General features: G+C 63.3%; 21 protein-coding genes. 12 read left to right on the top strand and 9 right to left on the bottom strand.

The window, feature by feature from the left end; all coding sequences use genetic code 11:
• Positions 1 to 17: 17 nt before the first annotated feature.
• On the bottom strand, positions 18 to 1,874 hold the full coding sequence (locus GRI38_RS12665) for a DUF885 domain-containing protein (protein ID WP_160684731.1): 1,857 nt from the start codon (positions 1,872 to 1,874) through the stop codon (positions 18 to 20).
• Between the two features lie 362 nt (positions 1,875 to 2,236).
• Here GRI38_RS12665 and GRI38_RS12660 point away from each other — a divergent pair, with 362 nt between their 5' ends.
• From GRI38_RS12660 to GRI38_RS12645, 4 genes are all read left to right on the top strand, one after another.
• Positions 2,237 to 3,271: a quinone-dependent dihydroorotate dehydrogenase gene (locus tag GRI38_RS12660; RefSeq protein WP_160684728.1), complete on the top strand. Its 1,035-nt coding sequence runs from the start codon at positions 2,237 to 2,239 to the stop codon at positions 3,269 to 3,271.
• Between the two features lie 15 nt (positions 3,272 to 3,286).
• Positions 3,287 to 5,011 (top strand): gamma-glutamyltransferase, encoded by a 1,725-nt coding sequence (ggt, locus tag GRI38_RS12655; protein WP_337191293.1) that lies wholly within the window; start codon positions 3,287 to 3,289, stop codon positions 5,009 to 5,011.
• Positions 5,012 to 5,100: 89 nt separating this feature from the next.
• Positions 5,101 to 6,903 carry an AMP-dependent synthetase/ligase gene (locus GRI38_RS12650; protein WP_160684722.1) on the top strand — a complete coding sequence of 601 codons (1,803 nt, stop codon included), beginning with the start codon at positions 5,101 to 5,103 and terminating at the stop codon, positions 6,901 to 6,903.
• A 53-nt stretch (positions 6,904 to 6,956) separates the two neighbouring features.
• Positions 6,957 to 7,364 carry an energy transducer TonB gene (locus GRI38_RS12645; RefSeq protein WP_160684719.1) on the top strand — a complete coding sequence of 136 codons (408 nt, stop codon included), beginning with the start codon at positions 6,957 to 6,959 and terminating at the stop codon, positions 7,362 to 7,364.
• Positions 7,365 to 7,485: 121 nt separating this feature from the next.
• Here the strand turns inward: GRI38_RS12645 and GRI38_RS12640 are convergent, their stop codons facing one another.
• Together GRI38_RS12640 and GRI38_RS12635 are read right to left on the bottom strand one after the other, a co-directional pair.
• Entirely contained in the window at positions 7,486 to 7,731 is a 246-nt protein-coding gene (locus tag GRI38_RS12640; protein WP_160684716.1) for a hypothetical protein, read from the bottom strand.
• A 128-nt stretch (positions 7,732 to 7,859) separates the two neighbouring features.
• The gene (locus tag GRI38_RS12635) at positions 7,860 to 8,168 is read right to left on the bottom strand and encodes a UrcA family protein (protein ID WP_160684713.1); all 309 of its coding nucleotides are present in this window, start codon (positions 8,166 to 8,168) and stop codon (positions 7,860 to 7,862) included.
• 191 nt (positions 8,169 to 8,359) lie between these two features.
• Between GRI38_RS12635 and GRI38_RS12630 the strand changes: the two genes are divergently transcribed.
• The 3 genes from GRI38_RS12630 to GRI38_RS12620 all read left to right on the top strand — a co-directional run bounded on the left by GRI38_RS12630 (position 8,360) and on the right by GRI38_RS12620 (position 10,416).
• On the top strand, positions 8,360 to 8,632 hold the full coding sequence (locus GRI38_RS12630) for a hypothetical protein (protein ID WP_160684710.1): 273 nt from the start codon (positions 8,360 to 8,362) through the stop codon (positions 8,630 to 8,632).
• A 105-nt stretch (positions 8,633 to 8,737) separates the two neighbouring features.
• Positions 8,738 to 9,559 carry a diacylglycerol kinase family protein gene (locus GRI38_RS12625; protein WP_160684707.1) on the top strand — a complete coding sequence of 274 codons (822 nt, stop codon included), beginning with the start codon at positions 8,738 to 8,740 and terminating at the stop codon, positions 9,557 to 9,559.
• Positions 9,556 to 10,416, top strand: coding sequence for a metallophosphoesterase family protein (locus GRI38_RS12620; protein ID WP_160684704.1), 861 nt, complete (start codon positions 9,556 to 9,558; stop codon positions 10,414 to 10,416). Before GRI38_RS12625 ends, GRI38_RS12620 begins: the two co-directional genes overlap by 4 nt.
• 79 nt (positions 10,417 to 10,495) lie before the next feature.
• Here the strand turns inward: GRI38_RS12620 and rpsI are convergent, their stop codons facing one another.
• The 3 genes from rpsI to GRI38_RS12605 all read right to left on the bottom strand — a co-directional run bounded on the left by rpsI (position 10,496) and on the right by GRI38_RS12605 (position 12,953).
• A complete protein-coding gene (rpsI, locus tag GRI38_RS14170) occupies positions 10,496 to 10,966 on the bottom strand; it encodes a 30S ribosomal protein S9 (protein ID WP_160684899.1) in 471 nt (156 codons plus the stop codon).
• A 188-nt stretch (positions 10,967 to 11,154) separates the two neighbouring features.
• Positions 11,155 to 11,634, bottom strand: coding sequence for a 50S ribosomal protein L13 (rplM, locus tag GRI38_RS12610; RefSeq protein ID WP_160684701.1), 480 nt, complete (start codon positions 11,632 to 11,634; stop codon positions 11,155 to 11,157).
• A gap of 212 nt (positions 11,635 to 11,846) precedes the next feature.
• The gene (locus GRI38_RS12605) at positions 11,847 to 12,953 is read right to left on the bottom strand and encodes a COX15/CtaA family protein (protein ID WP_160684698.1); all 1,107 of its coding nucleotides are present in this window, start codon (positions 12,951 to 12,953) and stop codon (positions 11,847 to 11,849) included.
• A gap of 144 nt (positions 12,954 to 13,097) precedes the next feature.
• Between GRI38_RS12605 and GRI38_RS12600 the strand changes: the two genes are divergently transcribed.
• The 3 genes from GRI38_RS12600 to GRI38_RS12590 all read left to right on the top strand — a co-directional run bounded on the left by GRI38_RS12600 (position 13,098) and on the right by GRI38_RS12590 (position 15,144).
• Positions 13,098 to 13,499 carry a MerC domain-containing protein gene (locus tag GRI38_RS12600; protein ID WP_160684695.1) on the top strand — a complete coding sequence of 134 codons (402 nt, stop codon included), beginning with the start codon at positions 13,098 to 13,100 and terminating at the stop codon, positions 13,497 to 13,499.
• A 12-nt stretch (positions 13,500 to 13,511) separates the two neighbouring features.
• Positions 13,512 to 14,504, top strand: a complete 993-nt coding sequence (gene thiS, locus GRI38_RS12595; protein ID WP_160684692.1) for a sulfur carrier protein ThiS — start codon at positions 13,512 to 13,514, stop codon at positions 14,502 to 14,504.
• A 109-nt stretch (positions 14,505 to 14,613) separates the two neighbouring features.
• Complete coding sequence (locus GRI38_RS12590) at positions 14,614 to 15,144, top strand: hypothetical protein (RefSeq protein ID WP_160684689.1); 531 nt, start codon at positions 14,614 to 14,616, stop codon at positions 15,142 to 15,144.
• A 27-nt stretch (positions 15,145 to 15,171) separates the two neighbouring features.
• Here GRI38_RS12590 and GRI38_RS12585 read toward each other — a convergent pair whose 3' ends face one another.
• From GRI38_RS12585 to GRI38_RS12575, 3 genes are all read right to left on the bottom strand, one after another.
• Positions 15,172 to 15,915: a LytR/AlgR family response regulator transcription factor gene (locus tag GRI38_RS12585; RefSeq protein WP_160684686.1), complete on the bottom strand. Its 744-nt coding sequence runs from the start codon at positions 15,913 to 15,915 to the stop codon at positions 15,172 to 15,174.
• Positions 15,908 to 17,188 (bottom strand): sensor histidine kinase, encoded by a 1,281-nt coding sequence (locus tag GRI38_RS12580; RefSeq protein WP_160684683.1) that lies wholly within the window; start codon positions 17,186 to 17,188, stop codon positions 15,908 to 15,910. The genes GRI38_RS12585 and GRI38_RS12580 overlap by 8 nt, the downstream gene beginning before the upstream one ends.
• A gap of 143 nt (positions 17,189 to 17,331) precedes the next feature.
• Positions 17,332 to 18,873: a fumarate hydratase gene (locus tag GRI38_RS12575; RefSeq protein WP_160684680.1), complete on the bottom strand. Its 1,542-nt coding sequence runs from the start codon at positions 18,871 to 18,873 to the stop codon at positions 17,332 to 17,334.
• A gap of 185 nt (positions 18,874 to 19,058) precedes the next feature.
• Here GRI38_RS12575 and GRI38_RS12570 point away from each other — a divergent pair, with 185 nt between their 5' ends.
• Together GRI38_RS12570 and GRI38_RS12565 are read left to right on the top strand one after the other, a co-directional pair.
• On the top strand, positions 19,059 to 19,670 hold the full coding sequence (locus GRI38_RS12570; RefSeq protein ID WP_160684677.1) for a protein-L-isoaspartate O-methyltransferase family protein: 612 nt from the start codon (positions 19,059 to 19,061) through the stop codon (positions 19,668 to 19,670).
• Complete coding sequence (locus tag GRI38_RS12565) at positions 19,658 to 21,193, top strand: TolC family outer membrane protein (protein WP_237487541.1); 1,536 nt, start codon at positions 19,658 to 19,660, stop codon at positions 21,191 to 21,193. Before GRI38_RS12570 ends, GRI38_RS12565 begins: the two co-directional genes overlap by 13 nt.
• Positions 21,194 to 21,221 lie beyond the last annotated feature (28 nt).

Genomic DNA, 21,221 nt, shown 5'->3' with positions numbered 1-21,221 from the left:
ACGGCGGTTCGACCGCCTCAGCCGCCCGCCATTGCGAGTTCGTCGCGAATATAGGCGTCGACGTTCTCTTCCAGGATCGACAGAGGCACGGGGCCGCTCGTCAGGACGACGTCGTGGAATTCGCGAATGTCGAAGGCCGGCCCGAGCGAAGTCCGGGCGCGTTCGCGCAGCTCCATGATCTTGAGCTTGCCGATCATGTAGGCGGTCGCCTGTCCCGGATAGACGACATAGCGCTCGATCGCCTTGCGAATGTCGCCGTCGGGATTGGGCGTGTTGTCCTTCAGATACTGGATGGCTTCCTCGCGGCTCCACCGCTTGTGGTGAAGCCCCGTATCGACGACGAGCCGCGCCGCACGCCATAGCTCCATGCCGAGCCGTCCGAAGTCGGAATACGGATCGGTGTAGAAACCCATGTCCTTGCCCAGTTCCTCGGAATAGAGCCCCCAGCCCTCGGTATAGGCGGTCACGCCGCCGAACCGGCGGAAGGGCGGCAGGTCGCCGAGATCGGTCTGGATCGCCAGCTGCAGGTGATGACCCGGAATGCCCTCGTGATAGGCGAGCGCCTCCAGCTCGTTCTTGCTCATGTCCTTCAGATTGTAGAGATTGACGTAATAGGTTCCGGGCCGCGAACCGTCGGGGGCGGGGCGCGAATAGAACGCCTTGCCGGCGGACTGCTCACGAAATTCCTCGACCGGTTTGATCGTCAGTTCCTTGTCGGGAAGGACGCCGAAATATTCCGGCAGTTTCTGCTCGATCCGGGCGATCGCCGCCTCGGCATCGCGCAGGTAATCCTCGCGATTGTCGTAATAGAACCGGTCGTCGGTGCGGGTGTATTCGAAAAAGTCCTGCAGATCGCCCTCGAACCCGACCTCCTCCATGATGTCCCGCATCTCTCCGTGGATACGGTCCACTTCGCGCAGGCCGATCGCGTGAATCTCGTCAGCGGTGAGGTCGGTGGTGGTATAGTTGGACAGGAGCGCCTGATAATAGGCCGCACCTTCGGGGAAGCGCCAGACGCCGTCCTGTGTCGGAGCGTTCGCCTGTTGCCGCTGCATTTCGGCGAGCAATCGCTCATAGGCCGGGCGGGCCGAGCTATCCCAAGCGCTCACCGCATTCGCCTTCAGCGTGGCCTTTTCCGCCTCAGGCACCTCGAGCGCATCCACCTTGCCGGCGAAATCCTCGAGGACTGCGTTGTCGTCGCCTGCCGATAGCAGGTTCCCGATGTCGGAGATGACATAGGGATAGACCCAGTCGGGCGGCATCACCCCGTCATTCGCACGCTCGCGCGATTCGGCGATCAGCGTGTCGAGGCCGGGTCCGATCCCTTGGATGCGGGAAATGTAGTCGCGTGCCTGATCCGCATTATCGACCGAGTGGATGTTGATGAGGAAGGCGGGAAGCTGGCTTTGCGCCCCGTTCATCTGATCGAAGATGTAGCCGTAGTCGCGATAAGGGAACAGCGAGGCAGAGCGCTTCGCCATCGCGTCGAACAGGCGATAGGACAGCGCGTCGCTTTCATCGAGCGCGGATGGGCTGAAATTCTCGCGCATCGCCTCGGCGGTCGATTGCAGCAGCGCCTCGGACCGGACTTCGGCAGCATCGCTGAAATCGCCCCAACGTCCGTAATCCTCGTCGCGGATACCGCGATAGGACTTGGAAATCGGAGAAAGTTCGAGCGAGGCCTCGTCATATTCGGCGAACAGCGTGTCGATGTCCTCTGCCGTAGCAATGCTTTGCGGCGCTTCGGCTGCGGCGACGCGTGGCGCCTGAACACCGACGGTTTCGGCGGTGGCGACATCGCCGCGATAGGTCGAGCAGGCGGAAAGGGCCGTTCCTGCAAGGGCGCAGGCGAGAACGGTACGAATGGATGACATCGGCTTACTCCGGCATGATTGAAACATTGCCGGATTATGTGGCCGCTGCCGCGAGGAAAAGCCACCCCTGCCCTGCGGGGAGCAACCGCCACGCGATGAAAAAGCTCAACCCTCGAAAAGAAATGGGCGACTTCCCGAAACCGGGAAGCCGCCTCAAAAGTCTAAGAACTCGGAACATGGATGCTCGAGCTCTTCGGGTCGCAGTTTGTCCCTAGCAAGTTTCTGACACAGCGATTGTAAGGATACGACACGCACCCCCCTCTTTCGCTCTTATTGTTTCAATCTGATACGCTCGCGACGATTCGAGGAACCCGAGGAAAACCGCTCGACGCAGGGCTTTTTGGGCAGGTAAGAGCACCGTCATGCTGTTCGACATCGCCCGCCCGCTTCTCTTCGCAATCGAACCAGAACGGGCACATCGCCTCACGATTCGCGGACTGGCCCTTGCGCCTGCCCTGCCCCGATCGCGGCCCGGACCGCTGGCGATTCGCGTGGCGGGGATCGACTTTCCCAATCCGGTCGGGGTGGCCGCCGGGGTCGACAAGAATGCGGAAGTGCCCGACGCGCTGCTCGGTCTCGGCTTCGGCTTTACCGAGATCGGCTCGATCACGCCCCTGCCGCAGGCGGGCAATCCGAAGCCGCGGCTGTTTCGGCTGAAGGAAGATCACGGCGTCATCAATCGCATGGGGTTCAACAATGACGGGGCTGCGGTCGCCCGCAAACGCCTTGCCGCGCGTAGCGAGAAGGGCGGCATCGTCGGCGTCAATATCGGCGCGAACAAGGATTCCGCGGATCGCATTACCGACTACGCCGTGCTCGCGGAAATGATGGCGCCGCTCGCATCCTATCTCGTCGTCAACATCTCCAGCCCCAACACGCCGGGGCTGCGCGCCTTGCAGGACGAAGGCGCGCTCGTCGCGCTGCTCGACGCGGTCAGCGAAGCGCGCGAGCGAGCAACTGCCGCCCCGCCCGTTTTCCTGAAGGTCGCGCCCGATCTCGAACCGGCGGATGTCGATGCCATCGCCCGCATCGCGATCGACAAGGGGCTGGATGCCTTGATCGTCAGCAATACGACCATTTCGCGCCCCGCTTTGCAAAGCGGCAATCGCAGTGAGGCGGGCGGCCTTTCCGGTGCGCCATTGCGCGATTTCGCGCTTACCCGACTGCGCGACTTTCGCACGGCGACAGGCGAGGCGCTCCCCCTGATCGGGGTCGGCGGCATTGCGAGTGCAGAGGATGCCTGGCAGCGTATTCGTGCCGGGGCGAGCCTCGTCCAGCTTTACAGCGCGCTCATCTACGAGGGGCCCGGCCTCGCCCGCCGGATCGTCAAGCAGCTCGAAGACCTCATGCGGCGCGACGGGTTTGCGAGCATTGAAGAAGCGGTCGGGACCGAGTAGCCGGACGGCATGACGATGCGACCGTTGCTTATCGCGCTGCCCGCCGCGCTTGTCCTGTCGGGCTGCGCCACTCTCGAAAAACCGGGTGAGCCTGCCCTTTCGCCGCCACAGGCCCAAGCGAGGACCGGCGCCGTCAGCGCCGCCGACCCGCGCGCACAGGCCGCGGGCGAAGCAATCCTCGCAAAGGGCGGAAACGCCACGGATGCAGCCATCGCGGTAATGCTCGCCCTGACGGTGGTCGAGCCGCAATCCTCCGGCATAGGCGGCGGCGGCTTTCTCGTTCACGGAAGCGCGGACGGCACGGTCGTGACTTTCGATGGCCGCGAAACCGCCCCGGCAGCCGCCGGGCCGAACTGGTTTCTCGGGAAAGAAGGCGACCCGCTATCCTATCGCGAAGTGGTGACGACCGGCCTCAGCGTCGGCGTTCCGGGCAACATCGCGCTGGCGGCAAAGGCTCACGCGGCAAACGGTTCATTGGCCTGGGAAGAGCTGTTCCAGCCCGCTATCGTGCTTGCCCGTGACGGCTTCCTTGCGAACCGGCGGCTTCACCAGTCGCTGGAGGGACAGATCGATCGGGCCGGCGTCACCGAGTTCGGGCGCTCGCTCTATTACACCGCCGATGGCGCGCCGGTCGCGGCTGGCACGCGCATCGTCAATCCCGCGCTTGCCGAAACGCTGGAGCGGATTGCCGCGCTCGGTCCTGACCATTTCTACAAGGGACAATATGCCGATAAACTCGCCGCGACGGTCGCCGCCGCGACTCCCGGCGGAATTGGCATGACGCGGGACGATGTGACGTCTTACGAAGCGCCCATGCGTAATGCGGTCTGCGGTTCCTATCGCGACTACCGGATTTGCGGAATGGGACCGCCATCGTCGGGAGGGATCGCGGTGATCCAGATTTTGGGGCAACTCGAACGCTTCGACCTCGCTGCACTGGGCGCGGACAACCCGGTGACCTGGCATTTGTTCGTCGAATCGCAGCGGCTCGCCTATGCCGACCGCGAACTCTACGCCGCCGACGCCGATTTCGTGTCCGTGCCGGTGAGGGGACTGGTGGCGCGCGATTATCTGGCCGAGCGCAGCGCGCTCATCTCGCCCGATACCGCGCTCGATGACGTCGCCGCCGGGCGGCCTCGCGGCGTCGTCACGGTGGCAAGCGACGGCGACGAACCGCCGGAGAATGGCACGTCCCATTTCGCCGTCGTCGATGCGGAAGGCGCGATGGTCAGCTACACCTCGACCATCGAGGGGCCGTTCGGCTCGGGCCTCACTTATGGCGGTTTCTTCCTCAATAACGAACTGACCGATTTCAGCTTCTCGCCGATGCGCGACGGAGTGCCGGTCGCGAACCGTGTCGAGGGCGGCAAGCGCCCGCGCAGTTCGATGGCTCCGATGGTCGTCTACGATCCGCAGGGTGAGCCGGTTCTCGCGATCGGCGCGGCCGGCGGCAGCACCATCCCGGTGCAGACCGCGCGCAGCATCATCGGCATCATCGATTTCGGTCTGGACATCGAAGATGCGCTCGGCCTGCCCTTCATCATGGCGTTCGGGGACCGCCTCCTTCTGGAAGAGAGCAGCTGGCTGGCGGACCGCAAGGCGGCGTTCGCGGCGCTCGGCCATGACGACATCGCAACCGCCAGTCCGCCACTGAAGGCTGGCGGCGTTTATCGCACGCAAACTGGCTGGGTCGCGGCGCGCGATCCGCGGCTCGACGGATTGCTCGAAACGCAGGAATAGGGACGACTTGCCGCGAGGGGGCTTCGCGGCCTAAACAAACCTCAAGACCCGCGGCAATTCGATTTGCGGGCAATGGGAGAGCGCCACGCATGGTCCTCGATGATATCGACACGGCAAACAATCTGGTCGAGTTGTTCTTCAAACGCGCCGATGCCCGCGCCGACCGCCCCTTTTTGGGTGCCAAGCGCAACGGCGAATGGCAGACGATAAGCTGGGGCGAAACGGCGGAACGGGTCTGTCTTCTGGCGGAGAACTTGCGGAAGCTGGGCCTTGGCGATGGCGACCGCGTCGTCCTCGTCAGCGAGAACCGGCCCGAATGGTGCATCGCCGACCTCGCGATCATGGCGGCGGGATGCATCACCGTGCCGACCTACATCACCAATACCGAGCGCGACCACGTCCACATCCTCGACAATTCGGGGGCACGCGCGGCGATCGTCTCCACCGAAAAGCTGCTCGGACCGCTTCACGGAGCCTTGCAGGCGAGCGGCGTCACCGAGCACGTCATCGGGATTGAGGACCTGCACCGCAAGCAGTCGAGCGGCTTCGAATATCACAGTTGGGACGCGATGCTCGAAGGCGATGCCGAGGCAGCCCGGGCGGCTGCGGAAGAGCGGATCGCGAGTATCGGGCGAAACGACACCGCCTGCATCATCTATACCAGCGGCACGGGCGGCGCCCCGCGCGGCGTCAAGCAGCATCACGGCGCCATCCTGTGCAACGTCGCGGGCGCGGCGGAAATCCTGAACGAGGACTTCGGGATCGAGGACGAGCGGTTCCTGTCCTTCCTCCCGCTCTCCCACGCCTATGAACATTCCGGCGGCCAATTCCTGCCGATCGGGGTGGGGGCGGAAATCTATTATTCCGAAGGGCTGGAGAAACTCGCGGGCAATATCGAGGAAGTCCGGCCCACGCTGATGGTGGTCGTCCCCCGCCTGTTCGAGGTGCTGCGTACGCGGATCATGAAACAGGTGGCAAAGCAGGGCAAGCTCGCCAATTTCATGATGGACCGCGCGCTCGAGATCGGAGAGCGCAAGCAGGATGGCCGCGTCCGCCTTGCCGACCGGCCGATGGACTTCGTGCTCGACAAGGCGCTGCGCCCGAAGATCAGGCAGAAATTCGGGGGTCGGATCAAGGCGATGGTGTCGGGCGGCGCGCCGCTCAATCCCGAGGTCGGGCTGTTCTTCGACGCGATGGGCCTCACTATGCTGCAAGGCTATGGCCAGACCGAGGCCGGTCCGGTCATCAGCTGCAATCGCCCGCGCGCCAGTATCGGCATGGACACTGTCGGGCCGCCGATGAAGGGGGTCGAGGTGCGGATTGCTGAGGATGGTGAAATCCTGTGCCGCGGCGAACTCGTCATGCAGGGCTATTGGCGCAACGAAGCGGAAACGCAGCGCACCATCCAGGACGGCTGGCTGCATACGGGCGATATCGGCCATCTCGACGAGAAGGGCCGGATCGTCATCACCGATCGCAAGAAGGACATGATCGTCAACGACAAGGGCGACAATGTCGCGCCGCAGAAGCTCGAGGGGATGCTGACGCTGCAACCCGAGATCGCGCAGGCGATGGTCTCGGGCGACCGGCGTCCCTACGTCGTCGGGCTGATCGTGCCGGATGCCGAGTGGCAGCTCGAATGGTGCCGGGCGCAGGGCAAGGAGTTCGACTGCAAGCAGTTGCAAGATCTTCCCGCTTTCAAGAACGCCGTGCGCGCCGCGGTCGACCGGGTGAACCAGGACCTCTCGATTACCGAGAAGGTGCGGCAGTTCACCTTCGCCGACGAACCGTTTTCGATCGAAAACGGGGAAATGACCCCGAGCATGAAGATCAGGCGGCACAAGATTAAGGAGCGCTACGGCGACCGGCTCGACGGTCTCTATCGTAGCTGAGGGGGGTTATGATGCGACCTAAATCGATTTTCCAAATTGGCACGGCGGTAAGCTTGGGCGTTCTCAGCGCAGCATTGGGCGCTGCGGCGCTAGCGGACGAATCCGCTACGGGTAAGGATATTATCGACAAAGGCAGCCAGACGCAGCGCATGGGCCCTTCGGGGGCGCGTCCGATCGACTACAATGCAACTGCTATGGCGATTATCATGGACTACCCATCCGAAGCGATCAGGCTCGGGCAGCAAGGTAGAGTGAAGGTCAGGTTGACCATCGATCCGACCGGCCGGACTTCCGATTGCGACGTGATTGATTCAAGCGGCCACGCAATACTTGATCAGGCAGCGTGTGATGGTCTTGCGACGCATGCTCGGTTCGAACCCGCAATCGATGAGCAGGGCAATCCGACCGAAGGGCGCTGGACGATGACAATTGTGTACCAAATGGAGATGATCGGTCCATAGACCTAATTTCGTTCAGCAACTATCGAGTGCGAACATTGCACAGCCAAGGCTGCAATAATCGTTGAAGTTGAATGTCCGTCCGAGCTTTCGGAAGTAAGGCACTGACGAGGCGCCGCTCGGGTCAGCCGTGGCTCTCTTCCGGCATGGAGCGGCCTGGATAGATATGTGCGCGTCGTTCCTTGCATACGCCGCAGCGCAACCGGCGCTCGACATGGTGCACGAGGAGGCCGACGCCCGTCTTCGCGCAATGTTTTCGCAAAGCCACCGGATGCAATTCGGACTTGTGTCCGCAGGCGGTGCAATGGGCCTGCACCATGATGGCGTGGCCCTGAAAATCGGAGATGGTGCGCAGGCGAATCGATGACATGCGCGTGAGAAGAACACTTCGCGAACATGTAGGAAAATGCTTTGGCCTGTCGCGTGCTTTCACGAAGCGGAAAAGATGAACCCCGGCCGGGGGACTGGGCCGGCCGGGGTTCGGGCTAGCCGGGAAATTCAGCCGCCCAAACGGTGATCGGCCACGAGGGCGGCATGCCGCTCCATCGCGGTCGCCATGGCCATCTTGTAGCAAGCCTGTGTTTTCTGATCGACGATCCGGCTGCCGGTGCGCTGCTGGTCGAGGCCGCAGACTTCACGCGCGGCTTTCTTCAGGCGGCGTTCGAGCCGGTCCTGACCTTTCTGCGATGCGAGGTTCAGGTCGGTGTATTCGACTTCGATCTGCGCCTGTTCGACCATCTGCGCCGAAGCGGGCATGGCAACGGCAAGGGCGCTGGCGGCGGCGAAAAGGGTAAATGCTGTCTTCATAAAATCCTCCATATCTGTATCGTTTATCCGAACCCTCGGGGACTTGGGCCGGGCGTTGTTCGCAGTTATGAAAGTAGCGGGATCGAAGGCACGCGCATCACGCCGTCGACCGGCGGACAGTCGATTGGACAAATGGACGAAATGACCGGACGAACAGCCAATCGCCATCGACCAAAGATGAGGTTCGACGCTTGTCGGTCGCAATAATCGCCCTGTTTCTCCTCGGAATCGGTAATTTTGCGATTCTCAAGGCGTTTCTCGCAAGCGGCCATCCCGCGCTTCGCCACGTTCCGCGATTCCTGCGCGACAATGGCGGGCGCGGCAGCCTCATCCTCGAGTTCATCCTGCTGGTCTCGGCGATGGTCCTCACGAGCGAGGGGCATGGTGCCGCTGGCATCGCATACGGCATCTATGCGATGCTGAACGGCGCGACCTTCATTTTTGTAGTCTGGAACGACGGCTGAGAATCCACGGCTGAAATAAGGGATGCTGCGCGGGAACGTTCGCATATTCGCCGCGCTGTCATGCATATGGGAGAGCCTGCGAACCGATCGCGAAGACGCTGGCTGATGGTGAACGAGACAAGCGGGAGCCATCAGGAAGAGCTGATCGCCGAATTGCGCACCATGCTGGGCGAAGGCAATGCCGATGCCGTAAACGTCATTGACTGCAAGGCCGATGGTCAGCCCAGCCGCGGCGACCTGGAGCGGGCGGGGGTCGATCACTTCGTCGTGCATGGCGGCGACGGCTCGCTCAACTATGCGACGCGCGAACTGGAAGGCTGGGGCGGCGCGCTGCTTGCCCTGCCCGGCGGCACGGCGAACCTGCTTTGCCACAGGCTCTACGACGAATGCGACAGCCGCGACATCGTGCAACGGTACATGAACGGCCAGTTCGAACCCTGCCGCATCCGGTGCGTCAGAGGCAGTTCGGTCTTCGGTCTGTCCGAAGTGCTGGCGGGGCCGGGTGCGAAATGGGCCGATGTGCGCGAGGACTTGCGCGACAACGACTTTACCGACGCGGCGAGCGAGGCGGCGGAAGCGATTGCGGAAAGCTGGGGCGGGCCGAAGATTCTGTTGCGCGATCCGGCTTGCGGCAAGGAAGATGGCTATGCCGGCGTTCGCTTGTCGCCGATGCCTTCGGGCATTCGGATCCAAGGGTATACCGCCGATACGGTCGGCGACTTTCTCGGACAGGGGCTTGCCATCCTGAAGCATAATTTCCGCGACGGACCGCATGACGATCTCGAACCCGTTGCCGCTATCACCTGCGCGAGCGAAGACGACAGCCCCATTCCCCTGATGGTCGATGGCGAGCGGTTCGAAGGAAAGTCACGCGAGCGGTTTTCCCTTGCCACCCTCGATCTCGATCTGCTTTGCCCGCTTGCATGACGACCGACAACGCCCTGCTCTTTCATCTCAGCGACATCCATTTCGGGCTGGAGGACAACCAGGCGCTCGACTGGGTCGCGCAGGAAATCGCCACCCGCAAGCCCGACGCGGTCGCCATTACCGGCGATCTGACGATGCGCGCACGCCACCGCGAATTCGATGCTGCGCGTGACTGGATCCTGTCGCTCGAGGTGCCGGTAACGGTCGAAGTCGGCAATCACGACATGCCCTATTTCAATCCGATCGAGCGGTTCTTCGATCCCTACAAGCGGTTCAAGGGGATGGAAGAACTGGTCGAGAAGGAAATCGACCTGCCGGGCATCGCCATCGTCCCGCTGAAGACGGCGGTTCGGGCGCAGTGGCGCTTCAACTGGTCGAAGGGCTGGGTGACGGACGACGCTCTCGGCAAGACACTGGCCGCGATCGACGCCTTGCCGAAAGGGACGAGGGTGCTCGTCGCCGTGCATCACCCCTTGCGCGAAGTCGGGACCGAGGGGACGGCGCTGACCAAGAACGGCAACAAGGCCCTGGCCGAACTCGCCAAGCGTAACGTGACCGCAGTCCTGTCGGGCCATGTCCATGACGCGTTCGATCTGACGCAGGAAACGGTCCACGGCCCGGTGCGGATGATCGGGGCGGGGACGTTATCGAAGCGGACCCGTTCGACTCCGCCGAGCTTCAATGAACTGCATTTCGAGAATGGCGAACTCAAGGTCGAGGTACGCAACCTCGAAAGCGTGCCCAGCGAAGCGATGCGGATCGACGATGTGCCGGAGGATGCGACACCGCCGCGCAAGCCGGGCGAGCCGGTCGCCCCTGTCGGCGACGTTCCAAGGACCGATCCCCCGGTCCGCTAAGCTGATTGGAATGCGCAATGAAAAAGGGCGGCCCGCAAGGACCGCCCTTTTCGCATGGGATGACAGTTTTCGAAGTCGATCAGCGCTTCGAGAACTGGAAGCTGCGACGAGCCTTCGCCCGGCCGTACTTCTTACGCTCGACCACGCGGCTGTCGCGGGTGAGGAAGCCTGCGGCCTTGACCGTGGAGCGCAGTTCCGGCTCGAACTTGGACAATGCCTGGCTGATGCCGTGCTTCACTGCCCCGGCCTGTCCCGAGAGACCGCCGCCGCGAACGGTTGCGATGACGTCGTACTGGCCTTCGCGGCTGGTGATGCCGAAGGGCTGGTTGATGATAAGGCGCAGCGTCGGGCGTGCGAAATACTGTTCCTGGTCACGACCGTTGATGGTAATCTTGCCCTTGCCCGGCTTGATCCAGACGCGCGCGGTGGCGTCCTTGCGGCGGCCGGTGGCATAGGCGCGGCCCTGTGCGTCGAGCTCCTGCTCGCGCAGCGGGGCGGAAGGCGACTGCGCAATGGCAGCGGCGTCGGCATCGGGCGCATCGCCAGCAATGTCCTTGAGATCGCCGAGATCGGAAACGCTCTTCGTGTCCGTCTTCTCTTCGGCTTTCTCGTCGGCCTTGGCGTCCGCCTTCGTCGCGGTTTCGTCCTTGCCTTCGGTCGCTGCCGTATCGGCAGTCGCGGCGTTCGTTTCCTCCGCCTTGTTCTCGGCGGCGTTGTCGGTGTTCTTCTCGTCGGCCATTATGCGGAGACCTTGTTCTTGCGGTTCATCGAAGCGACATCGAGCGTTTCGGGGTTCTGCCCGCCATGCGGATGATCGGTTCCGTTATAGAGGTGAAGGGCGCGCATCTGGTCGCGACCCAGCGGCCCGCGCGGGATCATCCGCTGCACGGCCTTTTCGAGGACGCGCTCCGGGAAGCGGCCTTCCAAGACCTTCGCCGGAGTGGTTTCCTTGATGCCGCCGACATGGCCGGTATGCTTGTAATAGACCTTCGTCTGCGCCTTGTTGCCGGTGAACTTCACCTTGTCGGCATTGATGACGATCACGTGGTCGCCGCAATCGACATGCGGGGTGTAGCTCGGCTTGTGCTTGCCGCGCAGGATGTTGGCGATGATCGCGGCGAGGCGGCCGACGACCAGTCCCTCGGCATCGATGATGTGCCATTTCTTCTCGACTTCGGCCGGCTTGATCGACCGCGTCACCTTGCTGATAGCCTTCATGGGCTCGTATCTCTCTATCGACGTTCGGATGGGATCTGCCGTGATCCGGGCCGTACGGGAATCGATGATGATCCCGGACGGACGGCGGCAAAGCTGGCGCGCATTTGGGCGCAATCGGCTGCCAAGTCAAGCGTCGTGCGGCTCTCGGGAGAGGTAAAATAATACCGTATTGCCCCGCAGCGTCCCGCAGCTGGCACTCGGTAGCCCGGAGGTCAGGCGGCGGCGGGCGCCGGTATCCGGGCCGCTGTCGCTGCGCGGACCCGGCCAAGCACATGCGCGCCCCAGGCAAGGCTGGCGACCAGCAGCGCGCCGACCAGCTGATGCGCGACCGCCACCCACAATTCGACGCCGCTCAGCACGGTCCCGATGCCGAGCAGGATCATCGTGCCAAAGGCCACATGGATCGCGACCGACGCACCGCGCGCGAAGGGCTTCACCCGGCGGGCGAACAGGACGAGCGCGACGACCGCCACCCAAGCCCACCAGCGGTGAAGAAAGTGAAGGAGGAAGGGATCATGCGTCGCCGCCCACCAGAAACCGCGGCTCGTGTCGTATTCCGGCACAAGCTGTCCCTGCATCAGAGGCCAGCTGTCGCTCGCATGACCAGCATCCAATCCGGCGACCCATGCGCCGAGCAGCAACTGGACGAACACGATTGCACCCACGACTATGGTCGCACGGGTCAGGCGCGCCGGGCGAGCGCTCGGAACGGCGGCGAGGCGGCGCAGGTCGAGCGCCGTCCAGACCAGTCCCGTCAGCGTGAACAACGCGGTCAGCAAGTGGATCGACAGCCAGAAATGGCTCACGTCGGTCATCTCGCCCGACAATCCACTGCGCACCATGAACCAGCCGAACGCTCCTTGCAGACCGCCGAGTGCGAGCAGCGCCACGAGCCGAGGCTTGTAGCCGGCAGGGATCGCCCCGCGAATCCAGAACCACGCTAGCGGCAGGGCGAAGGCCAGGCCTATGACCCGGCCGAGGAACCTGTGCGCCCACTCCCAGAAATAGATGAACTTGAACGCGGCAAGATCCATCCCCGCCGGGCCGGTGACCTGCCGGTATTCGGGTATCTGCTTGTAGAGTTCGAACTCGGCGCGCCAGTCGGCTTCGCTGAGCGGCGGGATCGCCCCGGTAATCGGCTTCCACTCGGTAATCGACAGCCCGCTTTCGGTGAGGCGCGTGATGCCGCCGACGGTCACCATCACCACGACCAGCGCCGCGACGACGAACAGCCAGATCGCCAGCGCGCCCGGCCTCGTGCGTCCCATCGATCCGGGCACGGAAACGGTTGCAGACGATGAAGGAGAAAGGCTGGCCATGACGATCTTTCTAGTGGGGAAGCACGCCGCCGGACGCAAGACCGGACAGGTTGCAAATTAGGAAGCTACCATGCGGTTTTTCGCCACGCAGGGGGAACCTGTGCTTGTGAAATGTTATTGTATAACATATATGGCCCCAAGACCATGACTTCCCTGATTCCCTCCATTCGCCGCCGGCTGGACCGGGTCGGCATCGTCCTTTCCGGACTGTGCGCCGCGCATTGCCTTGCGACGATCGTGATTATTTCCTCGCTCGGCATCGGCGGCAACATCCTGCTCGACCCGTTCTGGCACCGGGCGGGCCTCGTCGTCGCGCTGATCGTCGCGGCGGTCGCGATCGGCTGGGGAGCGTTGCAGCACCGCCGTCCCGTACCCTTCGTCGTCGCGATGAGCGGCCTCAGCTTCATGGGCGGCGCCCTTGCCGTTCCGCACGGCATGCACGAGGCGGTGTTGACCATCATCGGCGTAGCGCTCGTATCGCTCGGTCACGTCCTCAATATCCGCCACACCCATTCCTCCGCTTGCACGGAGCGCTGCGGCGACTAAGTGCAGGTCGTCATGACCGCACCCATCAACGTTACCGTCAACGGCGACAGCCGCCGCACTTCCGCCTCCACCATTGCCGAGCTCGTCCGCGAACTCGAACTCGAACCGGCGAAGGTCGCGGTCGAGCACAATCGCGCGATCGCACCGCGCAGCGAGCTGGACACGATAACCCTTGCCGAGGGCGACAAGCTGGAGATCGTGCATTTCGTGGGCGGCGGAGAAGACCCGGCGTCCGGCGACGACAGCTGGACGGTCGCCGGCAGGACGTTCCGCAGCCGCCTGATCGTGGGAACCGGCAAGTACAAGGATTTCGAGCAGAACGCCGCCGCCCTCGAGGCAAGCGGCGCGGAAATCGTCACCGTGGCGGTCCGCCGCGTCAATGTCAGCGATCCGAAACAGCCGATGCTGACAGACTTCATAGATCCCAAGAAAGTGACCTATCTTCCCAATACCGCGGGCTGCTTCAATGCGGACGAGGCGATTCGCACGCTGCGCCTCGCACGCGAGGCTGGCGGCTGGGATCTCGTCAAACTCGAGGTGCTGGGAGAGGCGCGCACGCTCTATCCGGATATGCGCGAGACGCTGAAGGCGACCGAGATTCTGGCGAAGGAGGGCTTTCACCCGATGGTCTATTGCGCGGATGATCCCATCGCGGCGCAACAGCTAGAGCAGGCGGGCGCGGTCGCAATCATGCCGCTCGGCGCACCGATCGGCAGCGGGCTCGGCATCCAGAACCGGGTAACGATTCGCCTGATCGTCGAAGGGGCGAAAGTCCCCGTCCTCGTCGATGCGGGTGTCGGAACGGCGAGCGATGCGGCCATCGCCATGGAACTGGGCTGCGACGGCGCGCTGATGAACACCGCCATCGCCGAAGCGAAAGACCCGATTCGCATGGCCCGCGCAATGAAGCTGGCGGTCGAGGCCGGACGCGAAGCCTATCTGTCGGGGCGCATGGCGACCCGCAAATATGCCGACCCCTCGAGTCCGCTCGCCGGACTGATCTGAAAACCGGCTCCGGAAGCTTTCAGTAACAGAAAAATCGTCGCCCGATTACGGCGTGTTAACCATCTCGGGCGCAAACCTGTCTGCAAGGATTTGGACAGGGGTAATCACGATGACAACCGCTCGCACCGCTTCGGTCACGATCGCCGAAATGCGCGAATTCGCCAGCTTTACCGCAGCCGAACAGCGTTACATCCGGCGCAGTCTCGACATCGGTCTGGCGCGGAGCGACGCCTTCAAGCTGTGGGCCCGCGATTCGCAGGAGAACGCTTCGATCCGGCGGCAATACGTCATCTACCAGGACCTCAAGAACTTCCGGGTCGAACTGCCCGACGACGTCTCGACCGGCGCGCTCGAAGCGATGATGAGCAAGCTCATTCGCCTCGTCGCCTTCGACCTGTCGCAGGAGCGGATCGAGTCGTTCTCCGCCATCCGCTTCCTCTACGAACGCCTGCTCGGACCGGGCATCCGGCCGTGGCTGCCGAGCGCTTTCTGCGCCGCCGCCGCGCTGCCGCAGATCAGGCCCGAACGGCGCAAGAACCTGCTGCAATCCTTGAGCGAAGCAGCGGCCACGGCGCCCGGCTGGTCCGATCGCGCGCCGCGCTTCTATCCCGAGCACGTCGCGCTCGAAGTCGCTGCCTGATATCTCGCGCTTCGGGATGCTGGTCTGTCAGCGGCCCGCCATCGCCTTGACCTTCGGAAGATAGGTCCGCCCGATCCTTAGCGCCTCGCCGTCCTCCAGTTCCGCCGACCAGACGCCGAGCCCGTCGTGGCGCAGGCCGCGAATATGGTCCTTGCGCAGGATGGTCGAGCGATGGATGCGGATGAAATGCGTCGGATCGAGCCGTTCTTCCAGCCCGGCAATCGTCTGCAAGAGCAGATAGGATCGCTCGCCGACATGCAGGCGGACATAGTCACGCTCTGCATCGATGCGGCTGACATCGGACGTCTCGATCCGGATGAGTTCGCTGCGATGGGGAATCCATAATTCTTCCAGCCATTCGCTGTTGCGGCCCGTCCCCGTTCCGCGGCGGTCGAGCGCCCGGCGGATCGCGCGATCGAGCCGTTCCGCCTTCACCGGCTTCAAAACGTAATCGACCGCTTCGAGATCGAAGGCATCGACCGCATATTCGTCATGCGCGGTCACGAACACGACGGCGGGCCGTTCGGCTTTCTTCGACAGCTTGCGCGCGACCGACAACCCGTCGACCTCGGGCATCGTCATGTCGAGCAGGATGAGATCGGGCTTCAACGCATCGACGAGGCGCAGCGCCGCCGCGCCGTCGCTCGCCGTGCCGACCACGGCAAGCTGGTCGATCTTCGCGCAGATGACCTGCATCCGCTCGACCGCCAGCGGCTCGTCGTCGACGATGAGGGTCCGCAGCACGGGCGCGTCGGTTTCCTGTTCAGCCATGTGTCACCAGCGGCATCCTGATCTCCGTTTCGTATCCGTCGAGAGTTGGGCCAGAGGTCAGGCTCGCCCGGTCGCCGAAGCGCGCGGCGAGCCGGTCGCGGACATTGGCGAGCCCTATGCCGAACCCGTTCTTGGGCGACCTGTCCCCCGCTTCCGCTTCGGCACCACCGCCGACCTCCTTTACCTTGTGTCCGCCATCGTCAGAAACGCTGAGCACCAGCCGGTCGAATTCCTCGCGCGCGGCAATGGTTATGGTGGTCGGCGTCGAATTGGCGGCCACGGCATATTTGACGGAGTTCTCCACCAGTGGCTGGAGGATCATGCCGGGAACCTTGAGTTCGCCGAGTTCCTGGGGGTATTCGAACCGCGTCCGCAGGCGACTGGGGAAACGCACCGCCTCGACTTCGAGGTAATGGCGTTGCAGCGCGATCTCCTCGTCGAGCGGCACGTCCATCGTCGGCTCGTCGGTAAGCGAATGGCGATAGAAGCTCGACAGCGCCTGGATCATTTCCTCAGCAGCCTCGGTCTTGCCGGTCATGACAAGCGAGGACAGCGAGTTCAGCGTATTGAACAGGAAATGCGGATTGACCTGATATCGCAGGGAGCGCAGCTCAGCCGCCTTGGCCGCCCGGCGAAATTCGCCCTCGCGTCGCTCCGCCGCCTTGGCCTGTGCCCCGGCGAGCAGCGCGAAATAGATGGCGGACCACGCGATGAGCAGGAAATACTGGCTGAGTGCCAGTTCGATGAGGCGCGTCCACTGATCGCGCGACGTCTCTCCCGGCAGGACCACCCTGCCCTGCGACGCGGAAGTGCCCCCCGGAATCGCATCGTCGATACTGCCCTCGCCCCCGTTCGGTGTTTCGATGATGATATTGCCGTTCTCGTCCCGCCGCAGCGAAAAGCCGCGATCCTGCGCCATTTTCGATTCGAGCTCAGTTGCAAGATCGGCGAAGATGAACTGGTTCGCCTGCGCAATGAGCATAGCGGTCGGCATGGCGAGGATGATCGCGGCGGTCACCTGAATGGCGAGCGGGCGCGGGTCGAACAGCCGCAGAACCAGCCACAGGCCGAACGTCGCTCCGGCCCCGGCGAGCATGACCGCCCCGCGCCGCAGCATGAGCTCGCCTTGTACGTCGAGACCCACGACCCAGCCGCGCAGGGTGAAGATGATGAAATAGCTGACCCACAAACCGATGATTGAGGCCAGGACGATCTTCAGTGGCACACGTTCGGTCGGTTCGGCGGTGATGGACTCGCGCGACGTCTTGTTCATATGGCAGACAGCTTTACGCGACAGGCGCTTCGCTGGCCAGTACGGCGGTCGATGCCAGCCGACGCTTGGTCGAAACGCGTCGCCGACCCTTGACTGGTGCTCGACATCATTAAGGGGCGGTTAGGTGCGGTTGTAAAAGCGGCTCAGGAAACGGGCAGAAGTCCCTCGTTTCTGATGCGTTCGCGCCATTCCTGCGGTGCTACCTTGTGCACGTTGTTGCCCGCCGCATCGACGGCGACGGTGACGGGCATGTTCTCGACCGTGAACTCGTAGATCGCTTCCATGCCGAGATCCTCGAATGCGACGACTTCCGCACCCTTGATCGCCCGGCTGACGAGATAGGCCGCTCCGCCCGTTGCCATAAGGTAAGCGGTCTTGAAGCGGCTGATGACGTCCACCGCATCGGGTCCGCGCTCTGCCTTGCCGATCATCGCGAGAAGGCCGAGATCGAGCATCATTTCGGTGAACTTGTCCATCCGCGTTGCCGTGGTCGGTCCAGCGGGTCCGACGACCTCGTCCATCACCGGGTCGACGGGACCGACATAATAGATTGCCCTGCCCTTGAAATCGACGGGCAGCTCCTCGCCCCTTTCGAGCATGTCCTTGATGCGCTTGTGCGCCGCGTCGCGCCCGGTCAGCATCTTGCCGGAAAGAAGCAGCCGGTCGCCGATTTCCCAGCTCGACACTTCTTCCGGAGTGAGGTTGTCGAGATCGACGCGCTTCGCCTCTGCATCGGGCTGCCAGTTGACGTCGGGCCAGCGGTCGAGATCGGGCTGCTCGAGATAGGCCGGCCCCGATCCGTCGAGCGTTACATGCGCATGGCGGGTCGCCGCGCAGTTGGGAATCATGCCGACCGGCTTGCCCGCCGCGTGGCACGGCCATTCCAGAATCTTGACGTCGAGCACGGTGGACAGGCCGCCCAGCCCTTGCGCGCCGATTCCCATCGCATTGACCGCGTCATAAATGTCGATCCGCAATTGCTCGATGTCGGATTGCGGACCGCGCTCCTTCAACTGGGCCATGTCGATCGGGTCCATGAGCGACTGCTTCGCAAGCTTCATGCAATGTTCGGCCGTTCCGCCGATACCGATGCCGAGCATTCCCGGCGGACACCAGCCTGCGCCCATCGAGGGTATCTGTTCGACCACCCATTCGACGATGTTATCGGACGGGTTCATCATTTTGAACTTCGATTTGTTCTCGCTGCCCCCGCCCTTCGCGGCGACGTCGATCCCGACCGTATTGCCCGGAACCATCTCGACCGAGAGAACGCAGGGCGTGTTGTCGCGGGTATTGCGCCGGGTGAAAGCGGGGTCTGCGAGGATCGAGGCGCGCAGCTTGTTGTCGGGATGGGTGTAGGCGCGCCGGACGCCCTCATCGACAACCTCCTGCAAGGAGCGCGTCGATTGCAGACGGCAACTCTGCCCCCAGCGGATAAAGACGTTCACGATCCCGGTATCCTGACAGATCGGGCGATGACCTTCGGCGCACATCCGGCTGTTCGTCAGGATTTGCGCGATGGCATCCTTCGCCGCGGCGCCCTTCTCGGCTTCGTAGGCTTTGCCGAGCGCCTGGATGTAATCCATCGGATGATAGTAGCTGATGAACTGAAGCGCATCGGCGACCGTCTCGATAAGGTCGTCCTCACGAATGATGGTCTCGGTCGTGCTCGTCATGTCGTTCATCGATTTGTTCCCTTTGCCAGCCGATTGGCCATAGGCATTGTGCCGTATCCGCCCCACCGCCCTAGCTATATTTTCAACATGGCGTCAAAGACCTTGGACGCAATCGAACTTGCACATAAAGCAAACGGGATTGACGAACTGTCTTATATGTTTAACACACTAGAAATGCTGCAAGGGGCTTTGCGATGACCGCCGAAACCGCGGACCGGACCTCCAATACCGATCATATCGCTGCGCGCAGAGCGATGATCGACAGTCAGTTGCGCACCAGCGGCGTCAATGATGGGCCGGCGCTTCGCCGCATGGGCGAAGTTCCCCGCGAGGAATTCGTGCCCGACAGCTATCGCGCGCTCGCCTACATGGACCGCTCGATCCCGCTGGGCGACGGTCGCGCTCTCGCCAGCCCGCTGTTCCACGGAACGATGCTGCAGGAAGCGCGACCCCGCGAAGCCGATCGCACGCTGATCGTCGACGGCGGCAGTGGCTATCTTCCCGCTTTGGTCGAACCGATGGTCGGTTCCATGACGGTCGTCTCGCCCGAAGAGGCGGTGTCCGGCAAAGTTCCCGAAGGCGAATACGATCTCTTGCTGATCGACGGCGCCGCTGAGCAAGTGCCTCCTGCCCTCGTCGACCGGCTGACAGAAGATGGCCGCCTCGTGACCGGTCTCTTGTCCAAGGGCGTGACCCGCATCGCCGGCGGTCGCAAGACGAGGGGTCACGTCGCGCTCATGACCCTGCTCGACACGGGCATTCCCGTCCTGCACGCTTTCGACGTCAGGAAGGAATGGCGGTTCTGAACATGGCGGGGGGAAAGCGCAGACTTCTGGCCGGTGCGGCCCTCGCCTCGCTGTGGTCGACGCCCGCACATGCGGACACGCTGCGAGAGGCGCTGGCCGAGGCATATATTAATAATCCGACGCTGTTGTCGGCGCGGGCGCAACAGCGTGCCGTCGACGAGAACGTGCCGATCGAGAAGGCCGCCGGTCGGCCAAGCGTGACGGCTGACGCGCAATATATCGAGTTCGTTCAGGACAAGCCTGCGCGGGTCAACGGACCTGACCGGACGCTCGGTGCGGGCATCGATCTGGGCGTGCCCGTCTATTCCGGCGGCGCGGTCAAGAACTCCGTGCGCGCCGCAGAGGAGCGCGTGCAGGCCGGGCAAGCCGATTTGAGAGGCACGGAAAGCGCGATCTTCAGCCGGGTCGTCGCAGCTTACATGGACGTGCTGCGGTTCGAGGCGATCTACGAGTTGTCGGCCAATCAGGTCGATGTCCTGGGCGTCAATCTGCAGGCAACCAGCGACCGGTTCGAAATCGGGATTCTGACCCGGACCGATGTCGCGCAGTCGCAGGCGCGCCTCGCTCTTGCCCAGTCCGACCTGCGCGCAGCGGCGGCCAATCTCATCGCCGCGCGCGAAACCTACGTCCAGCTGGTCGGCGAAGCGCCGCAGGATCTGCAACCGCCGCCGCCGCTCCCCAATTTGCCCGACAGCGTCGGCGTCGCGGTCGCCACCGCGCTCGAGAATAATCCCGACCTCATTGCGGAGCGCGAACGTGCTCAGGCGGCAGGCTACGATATCGAAGTCGCCGGAGCCAGCAGGCTGCCGCGCGTCAGCGTCTTCACCGGCGGTTCCTACGCCAATTATCTGGGATCGCTGGACGGGTCGACCGGCGTCATCCTTGATCCAACCGATCCCGTTCCGTCTCCGGTCCAGCCGACTATCGGCCAGACCACGACTTCGGTCCAAGTCGGTGTGCAGCTTTCGCTTCCGCTGTTCCAAGGGGGCCGCCCCGCTGCCCTGCGGCGGCAGGCACAGCAGCGCGCCTTGTCGCAATACGAGTTCGTAACCGCGGTCGAGCGCGACGTCATCGCGCAGGTCCGCTCCGCCTGGGCCAACCTTGCAGCAGCAAACGCCATTATCGAGAGCAGCCAGGAAGCGATCGCCGCCGCCGAACTCAGTCTCGAAGGCGTGCGTGCCGAAAACTCGATCGGCAACCGCACAATCCTCGACGTTCTCAATGCCGAGCAGGAATTGCTGGTGGCGCGGGTCGATCTGGTTACTGCGCGACGCAACGCCTACGTTGCAGGGTTCACGCTGCTCGCCGCCATGGGTCTTGCCGAGGCCCGCGATCTGTCGCTCGACGTGACCGGTCCGCTGTACGATCCGACGATCAATTATGAGCGCGTTCGTGGCAAGTTCTTCGACTTCGACGACGACCCTGCACCCGTTCCGCAAGCGTCGCGGACGGTCGACGTTCCCCCTGCCGACATCCTCATCGGGCCCGTCGACGATGAGTTTTACGGGGCGAACGACGAATAAAACGGTTAATCCGGTTTATAGTTAGCGC

Origin of the sequence: Parapontixanthobacter aurantiacus, assembly GCF_009827635.1 — a bacterium.
Lineage (GTDB): Bacteria > Pseudomonadota > Alphaproteobacteria > Sphingomonadales > Sphingomonadaceae > Parapontixanthobacter > Parapontixanthobacter aurantiacus.
This window is presented reverse-complemented; position numbering and strand designations above follow the sequence as displayed.